The sequence below is a fragment of the Arthrobacter tumbae genome, assembly GCF_016907495.1.
GTDB lineage: Bacteria > Actinomycetota > Actinomycetes > Actinomycetales > Micrococcaceae > Arthrobacter_D > Arthrobacter_D tumbae.
The window spans coordinates 1,795,999-1,822,779 of sequence record NZ_JAFBCC010000001.1 but is presented as its reverse complement, the minus strand read 5'-3'; the positions used below and the strand labels follow the sequence as shown (position 1 = coordinate 1,822,779).

Annotated in this window: 26 protein-coding genes; 11 read left to right on the top strand and 15 right to left on the bottom strand. The window is 64.6% G+C overall.

The features are described 5' to 3' along the window. Positions 1-246: 246 nt before the first annotated feature. Positions 247-2,331 carry a PQQ-dependent sugar dehydrogenase gene (locus tag JOD47_RS08785; protein ID WP_204533616.1) on the top strand — a complete coding sequence of 695 codons (2,085 nt, stop codon included), beginning with the start codon at positions 247-249 and terminating at the stop codon, positions 2,329-2,331. A 122-nt stretch (positions 2,332-2,453) separates the two neighbouring features. On the opposite strand, the gene JOD47_RS08780 is transcribed toward JOD47_RS08785, so the two are convergent. The 4 genes from JOD47_RS08780 to JOD47_RS08765 form a co-directional block, all read right to left on the bottom strand. After that, entirely contained in the window at positions 2,454-3,683 is a 1,230-nt protein-coding gene (locus JOD47_RS08780) for an ROK family transcriptional regulator (RefSeq protein WP_307836242.1), read from the bottom strand. Between the two features lie 119 nt (positions 3,684-3,802). Next, positions 3,803-4,882: a polyprenyl synthetase family protein gene (locus tag JOD47_RS08775; protein ID WP_307836241.1), complete on the bottom strand. Its 1,080-nt coding sequence runs from the start codon at positions 4,880-4,882 to the stop codon at positions 3,803-3,805. 71 nt (positions 4,883-4,953) lie between these two features. Further along, a complete protein-coding gene (locus tag JOD47_RS08770) occupies positions 4,954-6,024 on the bottom strand; it encodes an ABC transporter permease (protein ID WP_204533615.1) in 1,071 nt (356 codons plus the stop codon). Continuing rightward, positions 6,021-7,541, bottom strand: coding sequence for a sugar ABC transporter ATP-binding protein (locus JOD47_RS08765; RefSeq protein ID WP_204533614.1), 1,521 nt, complete (start codon positions 7,539-7,541; stop codon positions 6,021-6,023). Before JOD47_RS08765 ends, JOD47_RS08770 begins: the two co-directional genes overlap by 4 nt. A 156-nt stretch (positions 7,542-7,697) precedes the next feature. Between JOD47_RS08765 and JOD47_RS08760 the strand changes: the two genes are divergently transcribed. From JOD47_RS08760 to JOD47_RS08720, 9 genes are all read left to right on the top strand, one after another. Beyond that, positions 7,698-8,741, top strand: a complete 1,044-nt coding sequence (locus tag JOD47_RS08760) for a substrate-binding domain-containing protein (RefSeq protein ID WP_204533612.1) — start codon at positions 7,698-7,700, stop codon at positions 8,739-8,741. A gap of 88 nt (positions 8,742-8,829) precedes the next feature. Then, on the top strand, positions 8,830-10,002 hold the full coding sequence (locus JOD47_RS08755; RefSeq protein WP_204533610.1) for a Gfo/Idh/MocA family protein: 1,173 nt from the start codon (positions 8,830-8,832) through the stop codon (positions 10,000-10,002). 39 nt (positions 10,003-10,041) lie between these two features. Then, entirely contained in the window at positions 10,042-10,797 is a 756-nt protein-coding gene (locus JOD47_RS08750) for a sugar phosphate isomerase/epimerase family protein (protein WP_307836240.1), read from the top strand. Next, a complete protein-coding gene (locus JOD47_RS08745; protein ID WP_204533608.1) occupies positions 10,794-11,897 on the top strand; it encodes a Gfo/Idh/MocA family protein in 1,104 nt (367 codons plus the stop codon). Before JOD47_RS08750 ends, JOD47_RS08745 begins: the two co-directional genes overlap by 4 nt. Before the next feature lie 24 nt (positions 11,898-11,921). After that, complete coding sequence (locus JOD47_RS08740) at positions 11,922-12,920, top strand: sugar phosphate isomerase/epimerase family protein (protein ID WP_204533607.1); 999 nt, start codon at positions 11,922-11,924, stop codon at positions 12,918-12,920. 86 nt (positions 12,921-13,006) lie between these two features. Then, positions 13,007-13,828, top strand: a complete 822-nt coding sequence (nadE, locus tag JOD47_RS08735; RefSeq protein ID WP_204533606.1) for an NAD(+) synthase — start codon at positions 13,007-13,009, stop codon at positions 13,826-13,828. Positions 13,829-13,846: 18 nt separating this feature from the next. Beyond that, positions 13,847-14,647 carry an exodeoxyribonuclease III gene (locus tag JOD47_RS08730; protein ID WP_204533605.1) on the top strand — a complete coding sequence of 267 codons (801 nt, stop codon included), beginning with the start codon at positions 13,847-13,849 and terminating at the stop codon, positions 14,645-14,647. 3 nt (positions 14,648-14,650) lie between these two features. Then, entirely contained in the window at positions 14,651-15,499 is an 849-nt protein-coding gene (locus tag JOD47_RS08725; protein WP_204533604.1) for a DUF8083 family protein, read from the top strand. A gap of 21 nt (positions 15,500-15,520) precedes the next feature. Then, positions 15,521-16,816, top strand: a complete 1,296-nt coding sequence (locus JOD47_RS08720; protein WP_204533603.1) for an MFS transporter — start codon at positions 15,521-15,523, stop codon at positions 16,814-16,816. A 2-nt stretch (positions 16,817-16,818) separates the two neighbouring features. Here the strand turns inward: JOD47_RS08720 and JOD47_RS08715 are convergent, their stop codons facing one another. From JOD47_RS08715 to JOD47_RS08695, 5 genes are all read right to left on the bottom strand, one after another. After that, positions 16,819-17,592: an alanine--tRNA ligase-related protein gene (locus JOD47_RS08715; RefSeq protein WP_204533602.1), complete on the bottom strand. Its 774-nt coding sequence runs from the start codon at positions 17,590-17,592 to the stop codon at positions 16,819-16,821. A gap of 43 nt (positions 17,593-17,635) precedes the next feature. Beyond that, positions 17,636-18,646, bottom strand: a complete 1,011-nt coding sequence (locus tag JOD47_RS08710) for a LacI family DNA-binding transcriptional regulator (RefSeq protein WP_204533600.1) — start codon at positions 18,644-18,646, stop codon at positions 17,636-17,638. Between the two features lie 6 nt (positions 18,647-18,652). Then, entirely contained in the window at positions 18,653-19,609 is a 957-nt protein-coding gene (locus JOD47_RS08705) for a carbohydrate ABC transporter permease (protein ID WP_204533599.1), read from the bottom strand. Then, a complete protein-coding gene (locus JOD47_RS08700; RefSeq protein ID WP_204533598.1) occupies positions 19,606-20,571 on the bottom strand; it encodes a carbohydrate ABC transporter permease in 966 nt (321 codons plus the stop codon). Before JOD47_RS08700 ends, JOD47_RS08705 begins: the two co-directional genes overlap by 4 nt. 85 nt (positions 20,572-20,656) lie before the next feature. Then, a complete protein-coding gene (locus JOD47_RS08695) occupies positions 20,657-22,009 on the bottom strand; it encodes an ABC transporter substrate-binding protein (protein WP_204533597.1) in 1,353 nt (450 codons plus the stop codon). 162 nt (positions 22,010-22,171) lie between these two features. On the opposite strand from JOD47_RS08695, the gene JOD47_RS08690 reads away from it, so the two are divergent. Continuing rightward, entirely contained in the window at positions 22,172-23,917 is a 1,746-nt protein-coding gene (locus JOD47_RS08690) for a glycoside hydrolase family 13 protein (protein ID WP_204533596.1), read from the top strand. Between the two features lie 28 nt (positions 23,918-23,945). On the opposite strand, the gene JOD47_RS08685 is transcribed toward JOD47_RS08690, so the two are convergent. From JOD47_RS08685 to JOD47_RS08660, 6 genes are all read right to left on the bottom strand, one after another. Further along, positions 23,946-24,554: an Asp23/Gls24 family envelope stress response protein gene (locus tag JOD47_RS08685; RefSeq protein ID WP_204533594.1), complete on the bottom strand. Its 609-nt coding sequence runs from the start codon at positions 24,552-24,554 to the stop codon at positions 23,946-23,948. Further along, positions 24,551-25,138 (bottom strand): DUF6286 domain-containing protein, encoded by a 588-nt coding sequence (locus JOD47_RS08680; protein ID WP_204533592.1) that lies wholly within the window; start codon positions 25,136-25,138, stop codon positions 24,551-24,553. The genes JOD47_RS08685 and JOD47_RS08680 overlap by 4 nt, the downstream gene beginning before the upstream one ends. After that, positions 25,135-25,515 (bottom strand): hypothetical protein, encoded by a 381-nt coding sequence (locus JOD47_RS08675; RefSeq protein WP_204536577.1) that lies wholly within the window; start codon positions 25,513-25,515, stop codon positions 25,135-25,137. The genes JOD47_RS08680 and JOD47_RS08675 overlap by 4 nt, the downstream gene beginning before the upstream one ends. Continuing rightward, positions 25,506-25,697: a DUF2273 domain-containing protein gene (locus JOD47_RS08670; RefSeq protein ID WP_204533590.1), complete on the bottom strand. Its 192-nt coding sequence runs from the start codon at positions 25,695-25,697 to the stop codon at positions 25,506-25,508. The genes JOD47_RS08675 and JOD47_RS08670 overlap by 10 nt, the downstream gene beginning before the upstream one ends. 9 nt (positions 25,698-25,706) lie before the next feature. After that, the gene (locus JOD47_RS08665; RefSeq protein ID WP_204533588.1) at positions 25,707-26,147 is read right to left on the bottom strand and encodes an Asp23/Gls24 family envelope stress response protein; all 441 of its coding nucleotides are present in this window, start codon (positions 26,145-26,147) and stop codon (positions 25,707-25,709) included. Between the two features lie 67 nt (positions 26,148-26,214). Further along, positions 26,215-26,694, bottom strand: a complete 480-nt coding sequence (locus JOD47_RS08660) for a hypothetical protein (protein WP_204533586.1) — start codon at positions 26,692-26,694, stop codon at positions 26,215-26,217. Between the last annotated feature and the right edge of the window lie 87 nt (positions 26,695-26,781).

Here is a 26,781-nt window from a genome sequence, read left to right as displayed (position 1 = left end):
CAGGGAACTTGCCGAAAAGAAACGGTACTTTGTTTGTTGAAACCACTAGCGGATTTGATCGACCTCTACTAGCGTTTTAGGTGACCTGACTCCGGCTGGTCCGGATCCTCAAAGGCGAGAAGAAAGTGAACGATGAAAGTCAATCGACACAGGATAGCGCAAGCATCCGGGCATCACACCGATGCCGCACCATTCTCAATGAAGCGTGCTGCGAGAGCGGGCGCAGGCCTCGCAATGGTGGCGCTGATGGCCACCTCCTTCGCAGCTGTACCTGCTCAGGCAAAGGACGCCGGTGCAACGCCGCCGGTCGCTCCACCGGACGCAAACTTCGAGAAAGTGACCCTGAATGACACCCCGGGAGAGCCGGTAGACCTGGCCGTCCTGCCGAACAACGACGTCCTCCACACCACCCGCGGTGGCGAGGTGTGGCTCAACGATGCCGAGTCCGGCCTCAACACACTGGCGGCGACCCTCGATGTCTACGAACACGACGAGGAAGGCCTGCAAAGCGTCGCGCTGGATCCGAACTTCGGAACCAAGGGCAACAACTGGGTCTACCTTTACTATTCACCTCCAGGAAATACTCCGGTAGATGACCCGGCCACTGAGGGCGTCAACGAGGGCGATGCGCCGACCACCGGCACCGCCGCCGACTTCGCACCATTCAAGGGCTCGCTCACCCTGTCCCGTTTCCAGTTCGACGGTTCCACCATCGACTTGGCCAGCGAACAGGAAATCCTCGAAGTTCCCGTGGACCGTGGCATCTGCTGCCACGTCGGCGGCGACATCGTCTTCGATGCCGAGGGCAACCTCTATCTTTCCACCGGCGATGACACCAACCCCTTCGCCTCCGGCGGCTACACCCCGATCGACGAACGCCCGGACAGCAACCCGGCATTCGATGCGCAGCGGACCTCCGCCAACACCAATGACCTGCGCGGAAAGGTCTTGCGCATCACCCCGACGGACGGCGGCGGATACACCATCCCCGAGGGCAACCTCTTCGAGCCGGGGACTGCGCAGACCCGCCCCGAGATCTACGTCATGGGCCTTCGCAACCCATTCCGCATCGAGCTCAACCAGAGCACTAGTGAACTGCTCATCGCTGACTACTCCCCCGACGCCCGGTCAGCCGATCCGCTTCGCGGTCCGGCAGGAACCGGCAAGTGGATGTCAGTAACCGAGCCTTCCAACTACGGATGGCCCTACTGCGCCACCGCCGAACTGCCGTACGTCGACTATGACTTCGCCACCGGCGTCTCCGGCGAAACCTTCAACTGCGATGCACCCGTCAACGACTCCCCGAACAACACCGGGCTTCGCGAACTGCCGCCGGTAACCCAGCCGCAGGCGTGGTACTCCTACGGCGCTTCGGCCGAGTTCCCTGAATTCGAGACCGGTGGAATCGGACCCATGGCCGGACCGGCATACCAGTTCGACAAGAAGGCAACCACGGGCCGCGCTCCGGTCGCGTGGCCGGAATACTACGACGGGATGTCCTTCTTCTACGAGTGGACCCGCGACTACATCAAGGGCATGACCACGGAAAATGGTGAACTCGTCTCCATCGAGAACGTTGTCGACTCGCTGGTCACGGACAACCCGATTGACATGGAATTCGGTCCCAACGGCGCGCTGTACGTCCTCGAATATGGTGACGGCTACTTCGGCGAAAACCCGGATGCCCAGCTCTCCCGTATCGACTACATCGGTGAAGGCGGCAACCACAGCCCCGTAGCGGTGGCCAGCGGAACTCCCACCGTTGGTGCATCCCCGCTGACCGTCGAATTCTCAAGTGAAGGAACAGCAGACGCCGACGGCGACAAGCTGCGTTACGCCTGGGACTTCAACTCCGACGGCGTTGTGGACTCAACAGACGCGAACCCCACGTTCACTTATGAGGAGATCGGCTCCTACACCGCCAGCCTGACGGTGACGGACCAGGGCGGAAAGCACCGGGGAAAGCACTCTTCCGCAGAAGTGACGATTGAAGTCGGGAACCAGGCACCGGTTGTGGAGTTCATCAGTCCGGTTGCAGACCAGGCCTTCCAGTTCGGAGACACGGTTTCCTACGAAGTCCGCGTCACCGACGACCAGCCCGTTGACTGCGCACTGGTTCAGGTCACCTATATCCTGGGCCACCACACCCACGGACACCCGCAGACCACCACCACGGGCTGCACCGGAACTATCACCACAACGGTTCCTGAGGGACACGATCCCGCAGTGGACGACCTCTCGGCAGTGTTCAACGCTTCCTACACTGACGCCGGCGATGCGGCTTCCGATCCGCTGACCGGAACCGCTGAAGTGGTCATCATCCCCAACTGATCACGCACGTAGCACGCTGATCGCACTGTAACGGCCATCTGGCCCTGACAAGAAAAGCGGATCCTGTTCCAGCCGAGGCTGGAACAGGATCCGCTTCTTCGTGTCCGGCAGGTTGCTGTCTGCTACGCGAAGCGAACCGGTGTGCCGGCGTCGTCGTCCTGTGAGCGCAGGAAACCGGCGGGATTCCGGATGAGCGGCTCGAAGGCGAGCTCCGCGGCACCGACCAGAATGGGATCTTCACCCAGGGGTGCCAGCTCGATTGTGACGCTCTCCCTCGGCCCGCGCGTGCCCGGAGTGCGCAGGGCTTCGCTCAGCGCGTCCGGCGAGGCGCGCACCAGGATGCGAAGGAAGCCGCCCAGCACGATCATTGAGGGGTTGAGCAGGTTCACGACGCTCTTGAGCCCTATCGCCAGCAGCTGGATCTGGCGCTCAATCAGCTCCCGCAGTTCCTGCGAGCCCTCCTGCTGCAGCTTCTCCAGGACAGCGTCTTCGAGATTCTCAGTCTCACCGGCGGGCAGGCCGACCGCCGCGATCAGCTCCTCCCGGGTGATCTCGGCTTCAAGGCAGCCGAAAGACCCGCAGGTACAGGCCACACCCCCGGAGCGCACGTGCGTGTGCCCGAGCTGCCCGGCGAAGCCGGTGGCACCGCGGATCAGCCGGCCGCCGCTGATGACGCCTCCGCCGATTCCGCTGGCGCCCCCATAGAGATAGACGAGGTCGGACACGTCCCGGCCCGCACCGAAGGTTGCCTGCGCGCGGGCGCCCACGACGGCGTCGTTCGCGGCGATGACCGGAAGCTTCAGGGCGTCGCTGAGAAGTGCAGCGAGCGGTTGGTCGCGCCAGCCGAGGTGTGGCGCTTCAATGACGGTGCCATCCCCGGGGTCGACGAGTCCCGGAATGGCGAGCCCTACCCCCATGATCCGGTGCCCGGCCGGCAGGGAGGTTCGCATTCCCGCGTAGATGGCGGTCACGATGTTCACCACTTCCGCGACCGACGGCGCGCGGACGGTGTGGAAGCGGACCGGATTCACAATGTGGCCGCCCAGCGAGACGAGCGCAACGCTGACGACGTCGATATCCGGATTGACCGAGAGCGCCAGCGCTCCGGGACTCGGCTCGATCATGATGCTGGGGCGGCCGTGCAGCTGTGCCTGGTCAAGGTTGCTCTCGACGACGAGACCGAGCTGGACCAGTTCGCCGACGAGCGCAGCGATCGTTGACCGGTTGAGTCCCGTGGCACGGGTGAGCTGTGCCCGGGAGACTCCGGCCATGGAGTGCACCAGCCGCAGCACCGTGGAAAGATTGTGCTGCCGGGTGGAATCGCGGTTATTGCCGAGGTTGGTGCCGGCCACCGTTCTACCTTCCACCTGGTTCAGGTCCTTCCTGGCGGATCGCCTCGGTGCCGGATTATTCCTTCATGATAACGGCAGAACAGGCGGCATCCATGAGCCGAAGAAACGGCCGGGCGCGGTCAGTGTGAGGTGGCGTCGGAGATGACGGCGAACAGCATGCGCTCGAGGCTGCTGCGCAGTCCGTCGGGCACGCTCTCGGACTCCAGGTGCATGACGGCGAGTTGTGCGTTTTCGATGGCCAGATTGACGGCGAAGTCCCTGGCACCGCAGGCCACCAGCACGGAGCGGACGTACCCGGCGCTGGAGGCCGTCAGGTCCGGGGATCCTATGAGCGTGGCTATGCTGCTCCATTCCGGCCGCGTGGCCGCATAAGAGAGCAGGGCCGTGCGCTTGCCTTCCCGCAGGTCTCCCCAGGTGGTCTTCCCTGTCCGGCTTTCACTGCCGAAAACGCCCAGCAGGTCATCGGCGATCTGGTAAGCGATCCCGGCATAACGGCCGAAGGATGTCAGTGCCCCAACGGCCGGCTCTTCAGCTCCGGCGAGCACGGCTCCGGCCTGCAGCGGCGCCTCGAACGAGTAGACAGACGTTTTCTGGTGCGCAGTCTTGGTGATGTCCTCGAGCGAGGGCATGTCCTGAGTCCGGCTGAACTCAATGTCGAGGACCTCACCGCCCACCGAGGAGAAAATGGCATCATCAAGGATCTCGTTGAGCCGCCGCGCTACGGCTTCCGGAGCGTCCACGGATCGCAGGAGCCGATAGGCGCCCGAAAGGGCGAGGTCACCGGCAAGGACTCCCGCAGAGACTCCGGCGTGCTCAGCGGCCGCCGGGGATGCACCGGCGCGCGGCGCCCTGTTCCTGTAGTGGCCGGAAACGTTGGGGTTGCCGCGCCGGACGAAGTCGCGGTCAATGACGTCGTCGTGAACGATCAGCGCGCTATGGAGGAGCTCATAGGCGGCGGCGAGCTGTGCAGCACCGGCGGGGTCAGTACCTCCCAGCTGGCGGTAGGCGAGCAGAACCAACCGCGGGCGGGAGCGCTTGCCGCCCGCGGTTGCCCTTTCCAACGATTCCCACAGGGTGAGGTAGGCGGCGTTCACCGATACAGCACGGAGTTTCGCGTCACTGAAGAATCGCTGGAGCGCATCCTCGACCAGTTCGAGCTCCGCGTTGCGGTGCAGCGCGTAGTCCACGTTCAGGTTCACCGACTCATCCTCCGGTTCCTCCGGCTCCCGGTACTCGGAAGCCGGCTGGTGGGCTGCATCCTGGTTTCCGGTTAGGCCTTGACTGGCTTGGCTTTTGCCCTTTTCTTTCCGCCGCTGACGGCGAAGCGCTGCTGCAGCAGTACCGCGACCACGATGATCAGGCCCTTGGCCAACGCCTGGACAGAGGTGTCCAGGTTGTTCTGGATGAAGACATTGGTCAGGGTGCTGAAGATGAGCACCCCGAGGACGGTGCCCATGATCGTGCCGCGCCCGCCAATGAGCAGCGTTCCACCGACGACGACGGCGGCGATCGCGTCGAGCTCGTAGAGCAGACCGTGCGTCGACGTACCCGCCGTGGTGCGGCCGAGCATCATGACAGCTGCAATACCCGCGGCGAGGCCGGCAAGGACGTACAGGTAGACCAGATGGCGCTTCACCTTGATACCGGCCAGGCGGGAGGCTTCAAGGTTTCCGCCGATGGCGATGGTCCGGCGACCGAAGGTGGTGCGGTTCAGGAGGAACCACCCTGCCACTGCGACAAGGAGGAAGATCCAGACGAGGATGGGAATGCCCAGGAAGTCAGCGCGCATGACCTGCAGGAAGTCCTGATTGACGACGATCTGCGTGCTTCGGCCGGAGATAAGCTCGGCAAGTCCGCGGGCGCCGACCAGCATGGCCAGGGTGGCAATGAACGCGACGACATTGCCGTACGCGATCACCACGCCGTTGATCAGGCCCGCACCCGCGCCCACCGCGAGCGCCACGAGGACCATGAGGAGCCAGGACGATTGCGTGGCGGCAAGCTGGACGCTGGTCAGGGTGGCAACGACGGTCGCCAGTCCCATGACCGAACCGACCGAAAGATCAATTCCTCCGGCGGTGATGACAAAGGTGACGCCTATGCTGATCACACCGATAATCGAGGCGTACCGGAGGATGGTCAGCATGTTCTCGGGGTTCAGGAACCGGTCCCCACTGGTGATGGCACCCACCGCGAACAGCAGCCCCAGCGCGATGACCAGCCCCAGGCTGCGACCAGCGGAGCCCTTCAGGACGCTCTGCAGCGGGTTGGCCTTGGAGGCGCTGTGGTCGGCCGACGCGTCGATTCGCGGTTCAGCCACCTTGGTATTCTGCTCGCTCACGCGGCACTTCCCTTCATGACGAGGTCGAGCACTCCGTGCTCGTCTATATCGCTTGCTTTGGTTTGGGTGAGGACTGTGCCGTCATCGATGACGAGGACATTGTCGGCGAGGCCGAGCACCTCCTCGATTTCGCTCGAGACGACAATGATGGCGGTTCCGGCGGATGCGAGTTTGCGGATGAGCGCGTAGATCTCGGCACGCGCCCCGACGTCCACCCCGCGGGTTGGCTCGTCGAGCAGCAACACCGGAGTTCCGTGCACGAGCCAGCGGGCGAGGAGGATCTTCTGCTGATTTCCGCCGGAAAGCGTGCGGGCCGGCCGGTCCGGATCGGCTGGACGCAACTCGAGGGCAGCAATCTGCTCGCGTGCTGCGTCCCGCTCTGCCTTTTCATTCAGATACCCCGAGCGGGCAAAGCGCCCGAAGGTTGAAAGGGTGACGTTCTTGAACAGCGGCTCATCCAGGATGAGGCCCTGGCTCTTTCGCTCCTCGGGGGAAAGGCCGATTCCGGCATTAACGGCGGAAGCAACGGATCCAGGCTTCAGCTTCCTGCCCTTGACCGAGACCCTGCCCGACGATGCCTTGCGCGCACCGTAGATGGTTTCGAGGATCTCGGAGCGCTTTGAGCCCACCAGGCCCGCAAATCCGAGGATTTCGCCGGCCCGGACAGTGAAGCTGACCTTGTCGAACTCACCGTGGAGCTCAAGGCCGTCCACATCGAGTACCACGGGTGCGTCAACCGCAACAGGCTGCCTGTCGGGGAAAACGTTCTCGACATCCCGGCCCGTCATCAGGCGGATCAGCTCCGCCCTCGAAGTATCGGTGACACTCAATCCGCTGGCTGTGCTGCGGCCATCCTTAATGACAGAAATTCGGTCACCGATCTGCCGGATCTCCTCCAGCCGGTGGGAGATGTAGACGACGGCGATGCCCTGGGCGGTGAGCTCGCGAACCACGCGGAACAGGTTGGCGACCTCGCCGGAGTCCAGAATGGCGCTCGGCTCATCCATGATGATCATCTTCGTGTCCCGGGACAGCGCCCGCGCCATGCTCACGATCTGCTTGTTGGCGGCAGACAGCGTACCGACCTCGGTGGACGGCGAAAGGCCGCCGTGCCCGAGCCGCTTGAGCAGGGTACGCGCGATCGCGTTGGTCTTCTTGACGTGGAGCACACCTCCACTGGCCCGTTCATGCCCGAGGAAGATGTTCTCCGCGATGGACAGTCCATCCACCACGTCAAGTTCCTGGTACATGGTGGCGATGCCGAGATCCAGCGCGGCGGTGGGGCCGGGGATCGAAATTTCCTTTCCCTCCCAGCGGATTTCACCCCCGTCGGGCTGGTGCACTCCGGACAGCGTCTTGATGAGGGTGGATTTGCCTGCTCCGTTCTGACCCATCACGCAGTGCACTTCTCCGGGAAGCACCTGCAGGTCGACGCCTTTCAGCGCCTGGACACCAGCAAATTGCTTGGTGATCCCCCGAACTTCGAGCAACGGCCGTGGCTGATCTTCTTCGAACATGAGACGAAGCTAACACATTATGTCGGCAATCGGTATAAAGTCGTCGATTTCTTTCGATCTTCTGTTATTGTGATTGCAGTCACGCAAAGAAGCGGTCATGGAAGATGCATGCTGCACCCTTGGCGAAGACGCACCTAACTCATTGAGGAGATACACATGCTTGCAGTTCGCACGGGCCGGAAAATGCTCGTCACCACCGGTGCCTTCCTGGCTGTCGGCGCCCTTGTTACCGGGTGCACAGCTGACGCGGGTAACACCAACACGCAGCCCACCAATGCATCTGTCGAGGGCAACCAGGCCGAAGGCGACACCGTAGTCATCGGCTTCTCCGGACCTGCCGCTGATCACGGCTGGTTGGGCGCCATCAACTCCGCTGCTACCGCTACGGCGGAGAACTACCCGGACATCGATCTGCGCGTCGCTGAGGGAACCAACGACGCGAACCTCCAGATCAGCCAGGTTGAGCAGTTCATCAACGACGGCGTCGATGCCATAGTGCTCCTGCCGACGGATGGCGCAGCCCTCACCCCGGTGGCCACCCAGGCCATGGAAGCCGGCATCCCAGTCATCAACGTCGACCGCGAGTTCTCCAGTCCCTTCGCGGCACGCACCACCATCCTGGGCGACAACTACGGAATGGGAGTCAGCGCAGGCACGTACGTCTGCGAGCAGCTCGAAGGCAACGACGATGCAGTGGTTGCCGAGATCGCAGGCGTTGACTCGCTGCCATTGACGCAGGACCGCAGCCAGGGTTTCGCCGATGCACTGGAATCCTGCGGCCTCGACGTTGACAACCGCGTCGCAGCTGACTTCACCATCGCGGGCGGCGAAGCAGCAACCTCGCAGCTCCTCTCCGCTGCCCCCGAGATCGACGCCATCTGGAACCATGATGACGATCAGGGCATCGGCGTCCTGGCCGCCATCGACAACGCCGGCCGCGACGAGTTCTTCATGGTCGGCGGCGCAGGATCGGCCAACGCCATGCGTGAGATTCAGTCCGGCGAGAGCGTCCTCCAAGCTACCGTCATCTACCCCGCCACCCAGGCGGCCGACGGCATCCTCCTCGCCCGACTGATCGTCCAGGGCAAGGCCATGAGCGATCTGGTGGAAGTGGAAGTCCCCAAGCGCATCGTTCTGAACGCACCGGTTGTCACCAGTGAGAACGTTGAGCAGTACCTGCCGACGGCCTTCGAGTCGTAGGACCATGAGAGGTGGGGCTCCCAATCGCTGGCAAGGGCGCCCCACCTCGACTCCACCGCTTATAACCGCCGCCGGATAAAGAGGAAACATGCACAACGACGTACCACCCCTGAGAATCGCCCTGATCGGACACGGATTTATGGGGGCTGCCCATTCGCAGGGATGGCGGGTTGCACCGCGATTCCACGATCTGCCGGCCCGGCCGGACATGACTCTGCTCGTAGGGCGCAACGCCCGCGGCGTTGAGGAATCGGCTCGAAAATGGGGCTGGGAAGAGACCGCTACCGATTGGCGTGCCGCCATCGCCCGCGACGACATCGACGTCATCGACATTGTTACTCCCGGCGGATCCCATGCGGAGATCGCCATCGCAGCACTTGAGGCGGGCAAGCACGTCCTCTGCGAGAAGCCCCTTGCAAACACCCTCGAAGAGGCTGAAGCGATGGCAGCCGCCGCCGACCGCGCCGGCAAGAACGTCTTTGCAATGGTCGGTTTCACCTATCGCCGCGTTCCGGCAGCAGCCTTCGCGAGGGATCTGGTTCAGTCCGGCGCAATCGGCGAGGTTCGCCAAGTGCGCGCCGCCTACCTGCAGGATTGGCTGGTTGACGCAGACGCGCCGCTCACGTGGCGCCTGCAGAAGGACTCCGCCGGCTCCGGTGCGCTCGGTGACCTCGGCGCACATGCGGTTGACCTCTCCCAGTTCATCACCGGCCAGAGAATCACCGGTGTGAGCGGGATCCTGAATACCTTCGTTCACGAGCGTCCGCTGCTGGCCGAAGCCTCGGGGCTCGCAGGCACCGCCTCAGCGGAGCGCGGCAATGTCACGGTGGACGATCTTGCCCTGTTCAGCGGCCGTTTCGACGGCGGCGCAGTGGGCTCCTTCGAAGCCACCCGCATGTCCACCGGGCGCAAGAACGCGCTGCGCATTGAGGTGGCCGGCTCCACCGGAGCGATTTCCTTCGATCTGGAGAACATGAACTCGCTCGGCTTCTACGACGCGACGGCGCCGGACACGCGGCAGGGCTTCACCAACATCATGGTCACCGAGCCCTCGCACCCCTACATGTCTGCCTGGTGGCCCACCGGGCACATCCTGGGTTATGAACACGGTTTCGCCCATCAGGCCAAGGACTTCGTCGAAGCAATCGCGGCGAATCGCCAGCCGCAGCCGTCCTTCGCGGACGGCCTGCAGGTGCAGAAGGTGCTTAATGGTGTGGAACGCAGCGCTGAAGCTGACAGCATCTGGACTAAAACTATCTAGTACCGGCCTTTCCCGGCCGCGTCAGCGAGAGGACCCCACGTGCCCATCCCACCCCTGTCAGTACAGCTGTACACAGTTCGTGAAGCGCTCGAGGATGACCTGGACGGCACCATCGACAGACTTGCGTCGATCGGTTACACACAGGTCGAGCCCTACAACTTCGCGGCAAATACGGAGGCGCTCTCCGCTGCCCTGAAACGCAACGGGATGAGCGCGCCCTCAGGTCACGCACCACTGCTCGACGGCGACCGCGACCTCATCTTCGAAGCGGCCCGGACACTGGGCATCGGCACGGTGATCGACCCCATGGTGCACCCTGAACGGTGGACTACGGAGGAGGCGATTGTGCAGACCGCCCAGGCACTCAACGAGGTGGCTGCCCTCGGTGCGGAGTACGGCATCACCGTTGGGTATCACAATCACTGGTGGGAGGTGGAAGCCGACTTCGGCGGCCGCTCCGGACTGGAGGTGCTGGCGGGTGAACTGGATCCCGCCGTCGTACTTGAAGTGGACACGTACTGGGTGGCAGTGGGCGGGCAGAATCCGGCGGAGCTGCTCGGGAAGCTGGGGAATCGCGTACGGTTCATCCACATCAAGGACGGCGCCGTGGACAAGGACAACACATCGCAGGTGGCGGTGGGAGCGGGACGGATGGACATCCCCGCAATCCTGGCCGCTGCCGCCTCGGTGGAGGTGGGCGTCGTCGAGCTTGATGACAGCGCCGGTGACCTGTTCGAGGCGCTCGAGGCGAGCCTGCAGTACCTGCAGGCGGACTCCGGGCAGGCAGGAGCATGAGCGGTCCGGTGGGCATCGGCGTCATCGGTGCCGGCGTCATCAGCAAGGAGTATCTCACCAACCTCACCGCGTTCCCCGATGTGCAGGTCCACATCGTCGCGGACCTCTTCCCGGAGGCAGCCCGGGCGCGTGCCGAGGAGTTCGGGATTCCAGCATCCGGGACTGTCTCGGACGCGCTCGCGCACCCGGACGTCGAGATCATCGTCAACCTGACCACTCCCGCCGCACATGTGCCCGTCGCGCTGGACGCGCTGTCCGCCGGAAAGCATGTGTGGAGCGAGAAGCCGTTCTCACTCGACCGCGAATCCGGCCAGCTGCTCCTGAAGACAGCGTCCGACGCCGGCCTCCGGCTGGGGTGCGCGCCTGACACCTTCCTCGGCGCCGGCCTGCAGACCGGCCTGCGCATGATCCAGCGCGGGGACATCGGAGTGCCGCTCACTGCGTTGACCCTCATGCAGTCCCCCGGTCCGGAGGCGTGGCACCCCAATCCCGCATTCCTGTTCCAGGAGGGCGCCGGCCCCCTGTTCGACCTTGGTCCGTACTACCTGACCACCCTGGTCCAGGCCTTCGGCGCAGTGAAGACGGTCGCCGCGCTCGGATCCCGTTCGCGGGAAACCCGTGTGATCGGCTCCGGGCCGCGTGCCGGTGAGGAGTTTGCGGTCACTGTTCCCACGCACGTCAGTGCACTGGTCCAGTTCGAGGGCGGTGCCTCCTCAACGAGCAACTTCAGTTTCGATTCACCGCTGCGACGAGAAGGATTCGTTGAGATCACCGGGACCGAGGCGACCATCGCCATTCCGGACCCGAACCGGTTCGACGGCGATATCCGCCTTCACCGCCACGGCGCCGAAGAGGATGAGACCTTCCCGGCCGTCGGTTCCACGTACGGGCGCGGAACCGGAGTCCTCGACCTGGCCCGCTCGATCCGCTCCGGCGTTCCGCACCGCGCACAGGGCGAGACCGCCTTCCACGTCTTGGACACCATGGCGTCGATCACCGAATCGGTGGACAGCCGCACGTTCGTTGACGTTGCCAGTTCAGCCATGGCTGCCGAGCCGCTGCCCGAAGACTGGGATCCCACCAGCCGCACGCTTTCCTGACCACCTCACCCAAGGAGAAAAATCATGGCACGCAACTTCACCCTGTTCACCGGCCAGTGGGCCGACCTGCCGTTCGAGAAGGTCGCCGAACTCGCGGGCCAGTGGGGCTACGATGGCCTCGAAATCGCGGTGTCCGGAGACCACCTCGACGCGTGGCGGTGGGACGACGATGACTACATCCAGGACCGCCTCGACATCCTGGAGCGCAACAACCTGAAGGTCTGGACCATCTCGAACCACCTCAAGGGCCAGGCGGTCTGCGACAGTCCGATCGACTTCCGCCACGAAGCCATCGTCGGGCCCCGCGTGTGGGGCGACGGTGACCCTGAGGGTGTCCGCCAGCGTGCAGCGGAGGAAATGAAGCTCACCGCCAAGCTTGCGCAGAAACTCGGGGTGAAGACCGTCGTCGGCTTCACCGGCTCTTCCATCTGGCAATATGTCGCGATGTTCCCGCCCGTCAGCCAGGACGTGATCGACGCCGGCTACCAGGACTTCGCGGACCGCTGGAACCCCATTCTCGATGTCTTCGATGACTGCGGCGTGCGGTTCGCGCACGAGGTACACCCCTCCGAGATCGCCTACGACTACTGGTCCACCAGGCGCACGCTCGACGCCGTCAACAACCGTCCCGCTTTCGGCCTCAACTGGGATCCCAGCCACTTCATGTGGCAGCAGATCGACCCGGTGTCGTTCATCTCCGATTTCGCTGATCGGATCTACCACGTGGACTGCAAGGACACGAAGATGCGGATGGGCGGCGGCCGCAACGGCATCCTGTCCTCGCACCTGCCGTGGGGAGATCCCCGCCGCGGCTGGGACTTCGTCTCCACCGGACGCGGTGACGTCCCCTGGGAGGACAGTTTCCGGGCGCTCACCGCCATCGGGTACGACGGGCCGATCTCGGTCGAGTGGGAGGACGCCGGCATGGACCGCCTTGACGGAGCCCCAGAGGCGCTGGCCTTCCTTCGAAAGTTCAACTTCGCGCCGTCGTCGTTGTCCTTCGACGCTGCCTTCAAGCAGTAAGTCCTCCGGAGTTTTTGTCGCCTACCTGCGGTTTACGCGCGTTTTAGGGCGCAGGTAGGCGACAAAAACTGAGTACGCTGGGTCGCATGCGCGAACTCCAGGTGAAGATCATCGACGAAATGGGCGTACGCCCCACCATCGACCCTGCGGAGGAGATCCGCCGGCGCGTGGACTTTCTCAAGGACTACGTCCGGGCCACCGGCACCAAAGGTTTCGTGCTCGGAATCAGCGGCGGCCTGGACTCCACCCTTGCCGGAAAGCTCGCGCAGCTGGCGGCGGATGAGCTGCGGGCTGACGGCGTGGAGGCAACGTTTGTTGCGGCCCGCCTGCCGTACAACGTTCAGCATGATGAGGAGGACGCGCAGGCGGCCCTGGCGTTCATCGAACCGGACCGGTCCGTTGTCTACAACGTCGCTCCCGCCGTCGACGGTTTCCAGCGTGAGTTTACCAGCGCCGCAGGCAACGAGATGTCCGATTTCAACAAGGGCAACGTCAAGGCGCGCGTACGCATGGTGGCGCAGTACGCGCTCGCCGGTGACGACAACCTGCTGGTCATCGGCACGGATCACGGCGCGGAATCCGTCACCGGCTTCTTCACCAAGTACGGTGACGGCGGGGCGGACATCCTTCCGTTGTTCGGCCTGAACAAACGGCAGAACCGCGAGGTCCTGAAGGAACTCGGCGCCCAGGAGCGCCTCTACAACAAGATTCCCACCGCGGATCTGCTGGATGAGAATCCGGGCCAGGCGGACGAGCACGAGCTTGGCCTCACCTACGAGCAGATCGATGACTACCTCGAAGGACGGGATGTTCCGGAAGAAGCCGCGCAGCTGATCGAGCGCCGTTACCTGATGACCCGGCACAAGCGCACCGTCCCGGTTTCCATCGACGACTCGTGGTGGCGCTGATTGGGTAACGTAGCAACTGTGAAGATTGCTACCTGGAACGTCAATTCCCTCCGAGCCCGTGCCGACCGTGTGGAAGCCTGGCTTGACCGCTCCGATGCGGACGTCCTCGCCATCCAGGAAACCAAGTGCAAAGACGACAACTTCCCCTGGGACATGTTCGAGAAGAGCGGCTACGAGGTGGCGCACTTCGGTCTGAGCCAGTGGAACGGCGTAGCCATTGCGTCCCGTGTGGGGCTGACCGACGTTGAGCGCACCTTCCCGGGGCAGCCAGTGTTCGGAAAGGACACGGACCCGGTGCAGGAGGCCCGCGCCATCGGTGCCACCTGCGGCGGCGTGCGGGTCTGGAGCCTGTACGTTCCGAACGGGCGGGCGCTCGGAGACCCGCATATGGCCTACAAGGTGGAATGGCTCGATGTGCTGCGCAAGCACGCCGTCGGGCTGCTCGAAGCGGATCCTTCAGCCCAGGTGGCGCTCACCGGTGACTGGAACATCGCGCCGCAGGATGAGGACGTCTGGGATATCGACCTCTTCGTCAACAACGGCTACACGCATGTGAGCCCGCCGGAGCGCGCCGCGTTCCATGCGTTCGAGAGCTCGGGCTTCACCGACGTTGTCCGCCCCCACACCCCGGGCCCGGGTGTGTACACCTACTGGGACTACAAGCAGCTGAGCTTCCCCAAGCGCATGGGCATGCGCATCGACTTCATCCTGGCTTCGCCCGCCCTCGCCGGGCGGGTCACCGGAGCGTCGATCGACCGGGAGGAACGCAAGGGTAAGGGCGCCTCGGACCACGCACCGGTCATCGTGGAGCTGACCTGACGCATGGCTGATGTGCCGGGCGCAGGCCGCAGTTTCCCTTACGTTTCCTTCCTGCGGGTGTATGAACCGCTTGACGCCTTCAGCGACGCCCAGCAGCTCGCCATCCTGGAACAGCGGACCCGCGGACGCCGGGTCACCGAACACATGGAACGCATCGACGCGATGCGGCGCATCACGCGCGCGGTCTCGGACCCTTTCCCGCACCATGCGCAAGACCTTGTGCGTGTGCTGCATTTCCCGCGCAGCAACGGCACCACCGCGCCCTATTACTGCCCCAACCAACTGGCGGTGCGCACCCACCTTTCCGCAGAGTCCCTTGAGCAGACCATCCGCGGTCCGCTGATGGACGTACTCCTCCCGGAGATCGCGCGGGAGGCACACCAGGCGCGGCTCGATCCGGAGACACTGTCCGAATCCACCGCCAAGCTGCATACGCGCTCTGCGACGTGGGGTGTTCCCTTCGCCTGGTTTGTCCTCATCCACGAGGACGACCTCACCGAGGTAGTGGACGACGACGGCGAGGTCCACACCGTCCGCGTCTCCGTCACCATCAGTGACTGCATCGATCGTGCCCGCCGTGCCGTCGCCAACCTCGCCATCGCTGCTCCGGAGCTCGATCTGCTGGAAGAGCTGACCGAGATCACCGAGTGGCTGGAGTCCTTCCGCCGCGACGCCGTCGTCGAACTGGATTACGGGCCGGTTGCGGACCTGGTGTTCCCGGACGAATCCCCCATGGATGTCCGGATGGGCATCGAGTGCCTCGCTGAAGCTGACATGACCGGCGCGGCCGCGGCCTACCGCCGCCTCGCATCGCGGTGGGTTCCCATCCGCCAGCTCGCTCGCGCGTCCTGAGCCGGGCGGACTCCACAGCGCATGCAGCTCCGCCGGAATCCCGCCTTCGTCCGGTTCTGGGCTGCCTCGACGGTCTCGGATTTCGGCACCTATCTCACCACTGTGGCGCTGTCCGTGCTCATCCTCGTCACATTGGATGGAACGGCACTGGATCAGGGCGCCGTCAATGCTGCCCGCTGGCTTCCCTACCTGCTGTTCGGTCTGTTGGCGGGCGTCTGGGTGGACCGCTTCCGCAGACGCACCGTGCTGGTGGCAGGCGACCTGGGACGCGCTGCCATCCTCGCCGCCCTGTGCGTTCTCACCCTGCTGGGGTGGGCGTCTGTTCCGGTGCTCGTGGTGCTGATGTTCCTGTTCGGAACGCTGGCGCTGGCCGGTGACGCCGCCTACCAGTCCTTCCTCCCCCAGCTGGTGGCCCGGCCCCAGCTGGTCCGCGCGAACGCCCGCCTCCAGCAGAGCGAGACAGTGGCTCAGGCCTCGGGCGGCGCAGTCGCCGGCGCGGTGGTCGCCCTCATCAGCGCACCCTTTGCGCTCCTCATCGACGCGCTCAGTTACCTCCTGTCCGGACTGGTGCTGCTCACCATTCCCTCACATGGAACTGCGAAGCCCAGTACGACGACGGTGCGCACCAGGATCGCGGAGGGCCTGCGGTGGATCTACGGCCACCGGATGCTCCGGCCCCTGGCGCTCAGCTCGCACGTCTGGTTCATCGGGTCAGCCATGGTCGGCACGGTTCTTCCGGCCCTGATCCTGAATGACCTTCAACTCGGCGCGCTCGGCCTCGGCCTCGTCCTTGGCGGAGCGGGCATCGGTGCGGTGCTCGGAACCACGCTGTCCTCGGGCTGGGGCGACCGCTGGAGCACCGGGCGGGTCATGGTGGCGGCGAGGCTGGCCCAGCCGGCCGCCGTCGTCGTCGTGATTGGTGCACCGCTGGTGGCGGCCGGTCAGGCGGGCGGCGGGAGCATCGGAAGCTGGCCGCCCGCGGTGTGGGCGGCATTCGCCTGTGCGGCCCTCGGGCAGTTCCTCTTCGGCCTGGCGATGGGTGCCGAGGGGCCACTGGAGATGGGGTACTGGCAGGGAGTCACCCCGGACGCGCTGATTGCCCGGATGAGCGCGACCAGACGTTCCGTCAATCGCGGCATGATCGTGGTCGGTGCTCCTCTGGGAGGCGCGCTGGCGACGGCGTTCGGTCCCGTCGTAGCTCTCGGTTCCGCCGCAGCGATCATGCTGGCGGCCGCACTGATCCTGGCGCTATCGCCTTTTTGGAGGGCGTCAGCGGCGGACCTGCTTGACGACGCCGCCGCCGGCCCGGCGAGCTGACGTTAACTGACGCCCTCAACGGCGTACGACACCTTGGTGACGCCCTTCTTCGACTTGATCTTGGGAATGCTCAGCGTGCCGACCTCAGCGACATCCCGGACGTGGGTCCCACCGCACGGCACGCCGAACGTCTGGTTGTAGAGCACGATCCGCGCGGGCTTGTTGGTGGGGATGTTGTCCGGAACGTGCCGGCAGTACTTACCCATGTCCGCTACGGGCATGAACCGGATCTCGTTGCGGCTGCCCTCGCCGATGATCCGCGCAACCTCCTGCTCGATGCGCTGCCGGATCTCCTCGACCTCACCGGGCACGTCGCCGGAGTATTCGACAAAGGACATGTGCGGATAGTGCGCGCCCTTACCGGGCACCCAGGGCAGCCCCAGCCGCTCAACGGCGAGGTCCACAATGTGGCCTGCGGAATGGAGGCGCGTGTTGACTGCCCGCCGGTCGGAGTCCACTTCCAGTACGACGGCGGCGCCCTCCGACACCGTCTCCCCACCGACCGGCTTTTCTGACACTGCAACACCCGGCGCTTCCCCGGCACCCAGGTGGTGAACGACCCCATGCTCGTCGAGGCGCACCTCCTCGACCCGGGAAGCGGCATCGCCGGCGCGGATGATGCCGGTGTCCCAGTCCTGTCCGCCGCCGCGGGGGTAGAAACAGGTGCGGTCCAGCACGACGTCCAGCCTGCCGTCCTCGAGAACGGACACCGAAATGACGGTTGCCGGGGCGGTAAGGACATCGAAATCGTCAAGGTAGAGGAGTTCAGTAGCCATGCGTACCAGCGTAGCGACCCAAACCCAGCAGGAACGGCCGCAGCTAGCGGGGCGCCGGGCCCGTCGAGCTGCGCCGGATGAGCTCATGCGGTTGCGTGGGCGGATTCAGCACGGGCAGTACCCCCTCCAGTTCACTGAGGAGGAGTTCCGCGGCGAACGCTCCCTGCTCCTCAGGCACCTGCCGCACAGTGGTGAGGCCCATGGGTTCCGCGAACTCGTGGTCGTCGATGCCCACGATCGAGAGTTCCTCAGGCACCCTGATGCCGAGCTCGGAGGCCGCCATCAGCGCGCCGAAGGCCATTTCATCGGAGGAGCAGAACAGTGCTGTGGGACGCTCAGCCACGGTGGAGAGCATCCGCTTCACGGCGAGCTTGGCCTCGCCGAAGCGGAAGTCGCCGAACACGGACCATTCATCCCGAAGGGGCAATCCGTGGGCGGCCATGGTTGCCAGGTATGACTCTTCGCGGATGCGGGGAACCTCGAAGTAGAGACCGAAAGCACCACCTCCGCGCACGTGCCCGATCCTGGTGTGGCCGAGCGAAATCAGGTGCTCGACGGCGTCCCGCACAGCCGCGCCGTCGTCGATGCCGACGTGCCGCACCCCCTGGACGGAACCGCCCACCACAATGGTGGGCGATTCCAACTCACGCAAGGCACGATGCTCGTCTTCCGTGAGTTCCATGCACATGACCAGAAGGGCATCGATCCGCTTTCGGAGGATGGAACGGTGGAACACGCGTTCCCGGTTGACTCCCGTTCCGCCGAGGCTGAAGACAATGAGGTCATAGCCCGCGGCCCTGAGTTGACGGTCAACCCCCTCCAGCACGGCGGAGAAATACCAGCGCTCAATGAGGGGCAGCAGCACGCCCATCGCCATGGTGCGTCCGGAGGCCAGACCGGACGCCGCCGACGACGGCACGTACCCGAGTTCCTGGGCGGCACTCAGTACCCGGGCGCGGGTCCCGGCCGAAACTCCGGCCAGGCCCCGCAGGGCGCGCGACACGGTCGCGGTTGAAACGCCCGTGGCTACCGCAACATCCTCGATGCCGGTCACGATGCATCAGCCCTTGAGGCCACCCGCCAGCAGACCCCGGACGAAGTACCTCTGCAGTCCGAAGAAGACCAGCAGCGGGACGATCATCGACACGAAGGCGCCGGCAGTGAGGCGGTGCCATTCGCCGCCGCGGGTACCGGTGAGCTCGGCGAGCCGCTGCGTGATCGGCGCGACGTCGCCCGTACCTCCGGAAAACACCAACGCCACCAGCAGGTCATTCCAGACCCACAGGAACTGGAAGATGGCGTAGGACGCGAGCGCCGGCACCGATAGCGGGATGATGATCCGCCAGAAGATGGTGGCGTGTCCGGCGCCGTCCACCCTTGCCGCCTCGATCACTTCGCCGGGAATCTCCGCGATGAAGTTGTGCAGCAGGAAGATGGCCAGCGGCAGCGCGAAGATCGTGTGCGCAATCCACAGCTGTGCGTAGGATCCGGAGGGAAGGAGCTGAAACTCGCCGATCTTCAGGTTTACGAACAGTGTGAGCAACGGAATCAGCGCCATCTGCAGCGGAATAATCTGCAGGGCGAAGATGAACACGAACAAAGTGTCTTTCCCGCGGAACCGGCTCCACGCGAAGATGTACGCGGCCATGGAGGCGATCACCAGGGGAATCAGCGTCGCCGGAATGACGATTGCCAGGGAGTTGATGAAGTACTGGCCAAGGTTCGGCGACTGGCTGCCGCCCGAGACCAGGACGTCCGCGTAGTTGTCGAGCGTGAACTCGAAGTTCGAGAGCACGTTCCACCAACCATTCTGGTTGATGTTCTCTTCCGGTCTGAACGAGGAGATGAACAGCCCGGCAGTCGGTACGGTCCAGATGACAGCGATGATCACGGCGGCGATGGTGGCGCCGCGTGACGTCAGACGCTGCTTCACCCGGCGGGCGATGGGGGGCTGTATCGCAGTGTCTTCCCCGGTTTCTGTGGTGCCCATGGCTGGAACGGCTGGTGTCGAAGTCATCGGATTTCCTTCTGCTTCTTGAGCACGCGGGCGTTGTAGATGACCACGGGCAGCACCATCAGGAACAGGATCAGCGCCAGTGCCGCACCCCGGCCTGGTTCGTTGGCCCGGAATGCCTGCGTGTACATCTCATTGGCGATCACGGAGGTGTCATAGTTTCCGGCGGTCATGGTCCGCACAATGTCGAATACCTTCAGCGTGATGATCGTGATGGTGGTGATCACCACCACCAGCGCTCCGCGGATTGACGGAATGGTGATGCTCCAAAACTGCTGCCAGGCAGTCGCACCGTCCAGGCGCGATGCCTCCACGATGTCCGCCGGAATACCTTTGATGGCGGCGGAGAGAATCACCATGGCGAAGCCCACCTGGATCCAGACCATGACGGCGATCAGGAAGAAGGTGTTCCCCGGTGCGTCAAGCAGGAACTGGCGCGGTTCGCCGCCAAACCAGACAAGGATCTGGTTGACCAGCCCGATCTGCTCCTGTTCCGAGCCGCGGAAGGCATACATGAAGTTCCAGATGATGCCCGCGCCCACCATGGAGATGGCCATCGGCATGAAGACCAGCGCCTTCAGCACCCTCTCGCCGTGGGCCTTGTCGATGAAGACGGCATAGACGAGGCCGATGATCGTGGAAATGGTAGGCACGAGAATCACCCATAGGACGGTGTTCCGGAGGGTGACCAGGGCGGTCGGCTCGGTGAACATCCAGATGAAATTGTCGATGCCGTTGATGTTGCCGTCACGGTCGGTGAAAGCGAGGAAGGTGGTCTGCAACGCGGGCCAGACCATGCCGACGATCAACAGTATTGCAGCGGGTGCCAGAAACCCGATGATCGTCGCCTTGTCGCGAAACGATTTGGGCGCACGGTCCACCAGCAGCATGATGATCCCGATGACGGCGGCGAAGATCGCCATGGCGATCACCACCTGCAGGAATTTCTCGCCGAGATCCTCCATAGCGCAGCCTCCTTGCTGGGTGCGGTTAGATTTCAGGACAGACCCGGCGTCCCACTACTGTGGAACGCCGGGTCTGAAAAAGGAACTACTGGGGCCAGCTGCTTTCGATGGTGTCGACCACTTCGTCGGTCGGCGTGCCATTGATCCATTCGACGATGCCGCTCCAGAAGGAGTTGGCGCCAACGGCACCCGGCATCAGATCGGAGCCATCAAAGCGGAACACCGTATTCTCGTCCTGCAGCAGCTCGATGGACTGGCGGTCCAGCGGGTTCTGCGCAAGTGACGCATCGAGCGCCTGGTTGGCGCTGATGGCAGCACCCTCGGAAACACGGTTGTTCGCGAACTCAGCAGAAGCCATGAACGTCTGGAAGGCAACAACCGCAGGCTCATCCGAGTATGCGGCGATGATCTCGCCACCACCGGTGATGGCATTGCTGCCTGCCTCGACACCCGGCGTCATGAATGCCCAGACGTCTCCGTCTTCGGCAATCTCGGTTCCTTCAGGCCAGTTGACGGCCTGGAAGGATGCCTGATGATGCATGGCGCATGCGCCGTCGAGTACCGGCTGGCCGGCATCAGCGAACGGGGTGGTCAGGATGGAGCGGACGTCGCCGAAGCCGCCGTTGACGTATTCGTCGTTCTTCAGGATTTCACCGACAGAATCGAAAGCCTCCACGATCTGGGGGTCATTGAACGGAATCTCGTGATTCACCCACTGGTCATAGACCTCAGGTCCGGCCTGGCGGAGGACATAATCCTCAACCCAGTCGGTGCCCGGCCAGCCCGTGGCTTCACCGGATTCAAAACCTGCACACCACGGCTTCATGGTTCCATCGGCAGCGATGTCCTCGGTGAGGGTCATCATGTCGTCCAGGGTTTCAGGGATCGCCCACCCGTTCTCTTCGAACGTCGCCGGGGAATACCAGACGTAGCCCTTCACATTGGCGAGCATCGGAGCACCGTAGAACTCACCGTCTACCGTGCCGTAGCCCTTCCAGTCCTCGGACCAGTTCTCGTCGACGAGAGCTTCGACTGCATCGGGGGCAGGCAGGACGTTGCCGCTGGCAACCTCGGCTGCAAGCAGACCGGGCTGCGGGAAGACGGCGATGTCCGGCGGATTGCCGGCCTGCGAACGGACGCCGATCTGGGTTTCGAATTCCTTCGAGCCCTCATACACAACCTCGACGCCGGTGCATTCGGTGAAGTCTGCCCATGAGTTCTCAAGGCGCTCTGCTTCAATGTCAACGATGGTCGAGTAGACGCTCACCTCTTCACCGTCGAAGGTTCCGTACTCCTCGTAGGCGGCGCAATCGGCGGTCGGCTCGTCACCGCCTCCTCCTTCGCCCTCGCTACCTGATCCACAGGCAGAGAGTGTAAGAACCAGCACGCTCAGTGCGGCCACTGGCAGCACCGCTTTGTTACCGCGAATAATCGCCATGAAAATGACTCCTTTGTCCGGCAGCTGGGCACTGGAAGATTACCGCCGCCTTGCCTCTTGATACCATCAAAGTAAGCGCTTACGTTGTGATCTGCAACACCCAGCGCACCGGACCGCCCCGTCGATATCCAATCGTGACCCATCGTCCTGCAGAGGAGCCCCATGACCGCCTCAGATCTCTCATCCCCCGCCCGACCGGTTCAGGACCGCCGTGATGTGGCCTGGTGGGAAGACGCCGTGATCTACCAGATCTATCCCCGCTCGTTCGCCGACGGAAACAACGACGGCATGGGTGACCTGCACGGCATCACCAGCAAGCTCCCCTACCTTCAGAACCTCGGTGTCAACGCCGTCTGGCTTTCGCCGTTCTACGTCTCACCCCAGGCGGACGCCGGCTACGATGTCGCTGATTACCGCGACGTGGATCCCCGCTTCGGCACCCTCGCTGACTTCGACTCCATGCTCGCCGACGCACATGGGCGCGGACTCAAGGTGATCGTCGACCTGGTGCCCAACCACACCTCGGACGAGCACGCGTGGTTCCAGGCTGCCCTGCGCTCTCCGAAGGGTTCCAGCGAGCGCAACCGTTACATGTTCCGGGAGGGTCGCGGCGGGAACGGCGAACTCCCTCCGAACAATTGGCAGTCCATCTTCGGCGGAAATGCCTGGACGCGTGTCGAGGACGGGCAGTGGTACCTGCACCTCTTCGACACGAAGCAGCCGGACCTGAACTGGGAAAACCCCGAGGTCCACGAGGAGATGATCTCCGTCCTGCGTTTCTGGCTGGACCGCGGCGTGGACGGCTTCCGAATCGACGTGGCGCACGGCCTGGTCAAGGCAGAGGGACTCCCCGACTGGGCCGGCCGCGAGAGCATGGTGGGAGACGTGCATAACCCGGACGCGGTGGAGGAAGCAGCGGCGACCGAACCGACTCCGCCGTACTTCGACCAGCCGGGCGTCCACGCGATCTACCGCGACTGGAACCGTGTCCTGGCCGAATACCCCGGCGACCGCATGCTTGTGGCGGAAGCGTGGGTGGAACCGGCCGAGCGCCTCTTCCACTACGTCCGTCCCGACGAGATGCAGCAGGCCTTCAACTTCGACTTCCTGCGCGCCGGTTGGGATGCGAAGCGCCTGAGCGCAAGCATCACCGAGTCCCTTGCGCAGGCGGGCAACGTCGGCGCACCCAGCACCTGGGTCCTCTCCAACCACGACACCGTCCGGCACACCACGCGCTTCGGCCTGCAGGACCCCACGCAGCTTCCCAAGGGCGTCGGGCCGCAGGATGAGCAGCCTGACGAGGCGCTGGGCCTGCGCCGCGGACGTGCGGGGATTCTGACCATGCTGGCGCTGCCCGGGTCCGCCTACCTCTACCAGGGAGACGAGCTCGGCCTGCCCGAGCACACCCTGCTGGATGACACCGTCCGCCAGGACCCGGCGTTCTTCCGGACCGAGGGCGTCGAACGCGGCCGCGACGGCTGCCGGGTTCCCCTTCCGTGGAAAGCTGACGCGCCGGGCTTCGGCTTCAGCGACAGCCCGGAAGATCAGACCGACGACGACGGCGCCGCCCCCTGGCTGCCCCAGCCCGCCGGCTTCGCGGCGTACGTAGCGGACATGCAGGTTGACCGTCCCGGCTCAGTGCACGAGTTGGTGAAGTCAGCGCTGACCGAGCGCTCGTCGCGTGGACTGGGGCGCGGATCGCTGGAGTGGGCGCCGGAGCACCGCCCCGGCGGCGGCGTGGTCGCCCTCACCAACGGCTCGGTGCTGGTGGTTGCGAACATGGGCGAGAAGCCCATCGAGCTGCCTGCCGGCGTCGTCGTTATTGCCAGCGCGGAAGATGCCGTATCTGAAGCAGGGTCCGCCAAGCTGCTGCAGCCGGACAGCGCGGTATGGATCGAGCGGTCCTGACACCGCGCGCGGTGAGCGGGCACTGCGCCTAGCGCACCCTCTCGGCGCGCGTGAAACGCGAGCGGGCACCGGAGCTGATGCTGATCAGCACCGGTGTCTGCACGCCGAGTACGGCATCCAGCGCGGACACGAGCGCGGACACCTCCTCCGCCACCACATAGGGCGCTACGCCCTGCCGCGGAGAGACCTTCACCTTCAGCGCGGGCCGGCCACGGAACTCATAGGTGGACACGGCCGAGTTCACGAGGTCCACCCGCTCATTCAGGGCAGCTTTCAGCGCCTGCTCCGCTACCGCCGCGTTGATCGTGACGCTGCCGGGAACCGGATGATCGTCGTCGTCATAGGCAAGCGTGCCTGACCGCCCCTTCCCCTGGTTCGCCACCCAGGCGAACATGAGGATGATCAGCAGCACCATCAGCAGGGCTACAACGATCCAGAGCCAGCTGTCCCGCTGGCCGGGGAGGGTGGTGGCCGTCAGGGCGTTACTGATCCACTGACCGGCCTGCGCAGCCGTTGACTGCCACCAGCGGGCAACGGCGGGCACAACGAGCGCCATGGCCAGGGCACCGGCGAGCATCAGTACCAGCCCGAACAGCGCGAGCAGGATGCGGTTGATGGTCCGCGGAGTCTGGTTCACTGCCCGATCACCCCCGACTGCGCGATTGCCACCTGGACTTCCGGCACGGGATCAATGGCGGTCCGGCGAAGCTCGTCCTCCACCGCGGCCTGGACGGATTCCCTGTTTACGGGGATGCCCGACGTCGGCCGCACCTGCACCTCGACAAGCCGCCGGCCGATGGTCACCAGCACCTGCTCCGGCGTCACGCCTGCGGCCACACGCGCGCGGCGCGCCAGCGATGATGCCAGCACCTCAGCATCGACGACGACGGCGGCACGCCCGTTGGGAATGCTGAGCCGCGCCTTCCTGCCGGGAAGGATCGCGGCGAGGAAGAACAGGAGCCCCACCAGGAAGATCAGCACTCCCGCCGCGGCAAGCACCGAGGCGGATACACCGGCCGGAAGCGCACCCAGCCACCCTGCGGTTGCTTCCGGTCCCAGCAGCCAGGGGTTTTGGCCGAGTGCCTTCAGCGCGGCCTCGAGCATCACATACAGGCAGACGGGAATGACCAGGACGGCAACGATCATGGCCGGCACCGCCCGGGATGCGTGGGTTTCCCGCCGAATGACGTCCGCGGTCAGGCGGTTGGTCTCATCATTCACTTTGCCCTCCCGCGCTCGCTTACTCGGGCGCCCGTGATGCGGATGTCCACGCGGCTCAGACGGGATCCGCTCAGCTGCGCAACCCGCTCCAGAATCTCCCCCTTGGCCCGATGTACGCGGTCCTCAACTGATCCGCCGAGCACCCCCACTGCTGCCGGATCCGCTGCCACCCGGTTCAGGGAAGGGACTGTGATGGGCAGGGCCAGGCTGAGAGCGAGCAGGCCGGCTTCGTCGAACCAGCTGGCGCGGACCTCCCGGACGGGAACGCGGAGCACCTCGGCCGCAACGGCGCAGGCTGTGCTGGTGAGTGCCTGCGTGCTGATCCGGTTGTGTCCGGCCAACCGCTCAGGTGCTGCGGCTGCGGCGGTCACGATGATGAGCGGCGTCCGGCCAGGGCATCACGCACGCTGCGCAAATCGAGCTTGCCCTCCGCAACCCGACCGACAAAGGCGCCGATAGCCATGAAAAGGGCCACCAAAAGGAAGCCCCAGAAGTGGAAGATAAGCGCAGCGAAAGCCAGAATGGTGCCCACGAGAATCCCGATGACGGTGAGGTTCATGGTGTCTCCTTAGCTCGCCGCCGGGCGAGGCTTGTCAGTGCTCTTGGGATCATTCAGGCCGGGGACGTGCACGTCATTGATTTCGACGTTGACTTCGATCACCCTCAGGCCCACCAGCTCACCGACAGCAGTGAACACGGCTGCCCGCACCTGGTCGGCCACCGCGGTGAGGGGGTAGCCGTATTCAGCGACGAGGTTGATATCAACAGCGGCTTGAACTTCCCCCACCTCCACGTGCACGCCCTGGGCCAGGTCGCTGCCACCGACCACATCGCGAAGCGCACCGAGCGCGCGTCCGGTGCCGCTGCCCAGGGCGTAGACCCCCGGCACCTTGCGGGCGGCGATCGCGGCAATCTTGGCGGCGGCAGTTTCCGAGATGGTGGTCCTGCCGGTGGCGGAGTCGGGAAGGGGCGCTATGCTCCCCTGCCGTACTTCCTGCTCGTGCTCCATGCTGGCGCCCTTTCTCTTTCGCCCAGCCTAACCCTTCCGCTGAACCTTTGACATGCGCCGGAAAAGCTCAGCCGGAGGGCTCGCTGCAGTGCTTCCTGAGCCAATCCTGCACCGGTTGCAGCGCCTCCCGGAATGCGGGTTCATCGAACTGGCCGGTGCCGTGCGGGCCGCTCTCGGCGGCGTCCGCCACCCGGACGAAGTGCGGCTTGAGCTCGTCGGGCACCTTCCCGTGGAGGTGATGCAGCTGATCCTCGAGCTTCGTCATGGTCTCAGGGTCTTCGTCCCCTCTGAAGCTGAGCGGGGCCAGCAGTATGGAGGAAATTCCGGCGGCCACGACCAGGCAGTCTCCCATGACCGCTTCGGTGTTCTCCGCCCCCTCCGCGAGCCGTGGGTCCGGTGTCTGCGGAACGGATGGTGAAGGTTGCGGTGATTCGGAAGGCAGGGGAGGCATGCTCAGGCTGCTTGTCGCCTCCGGCGCAGTACCGGCGCACCCGGACAGGGCCAGGGTGAGTGCGCCGGAAAGGGCCATGGCGAACTGGAGTCTCACGCCTGGCGGTCCTTCCGTTGACGGGTAGTGGCTGATGGAGTGCCGGCTGCCTGCAGACAGGGGCTCCACCTCTCTAACGGTCAGCAG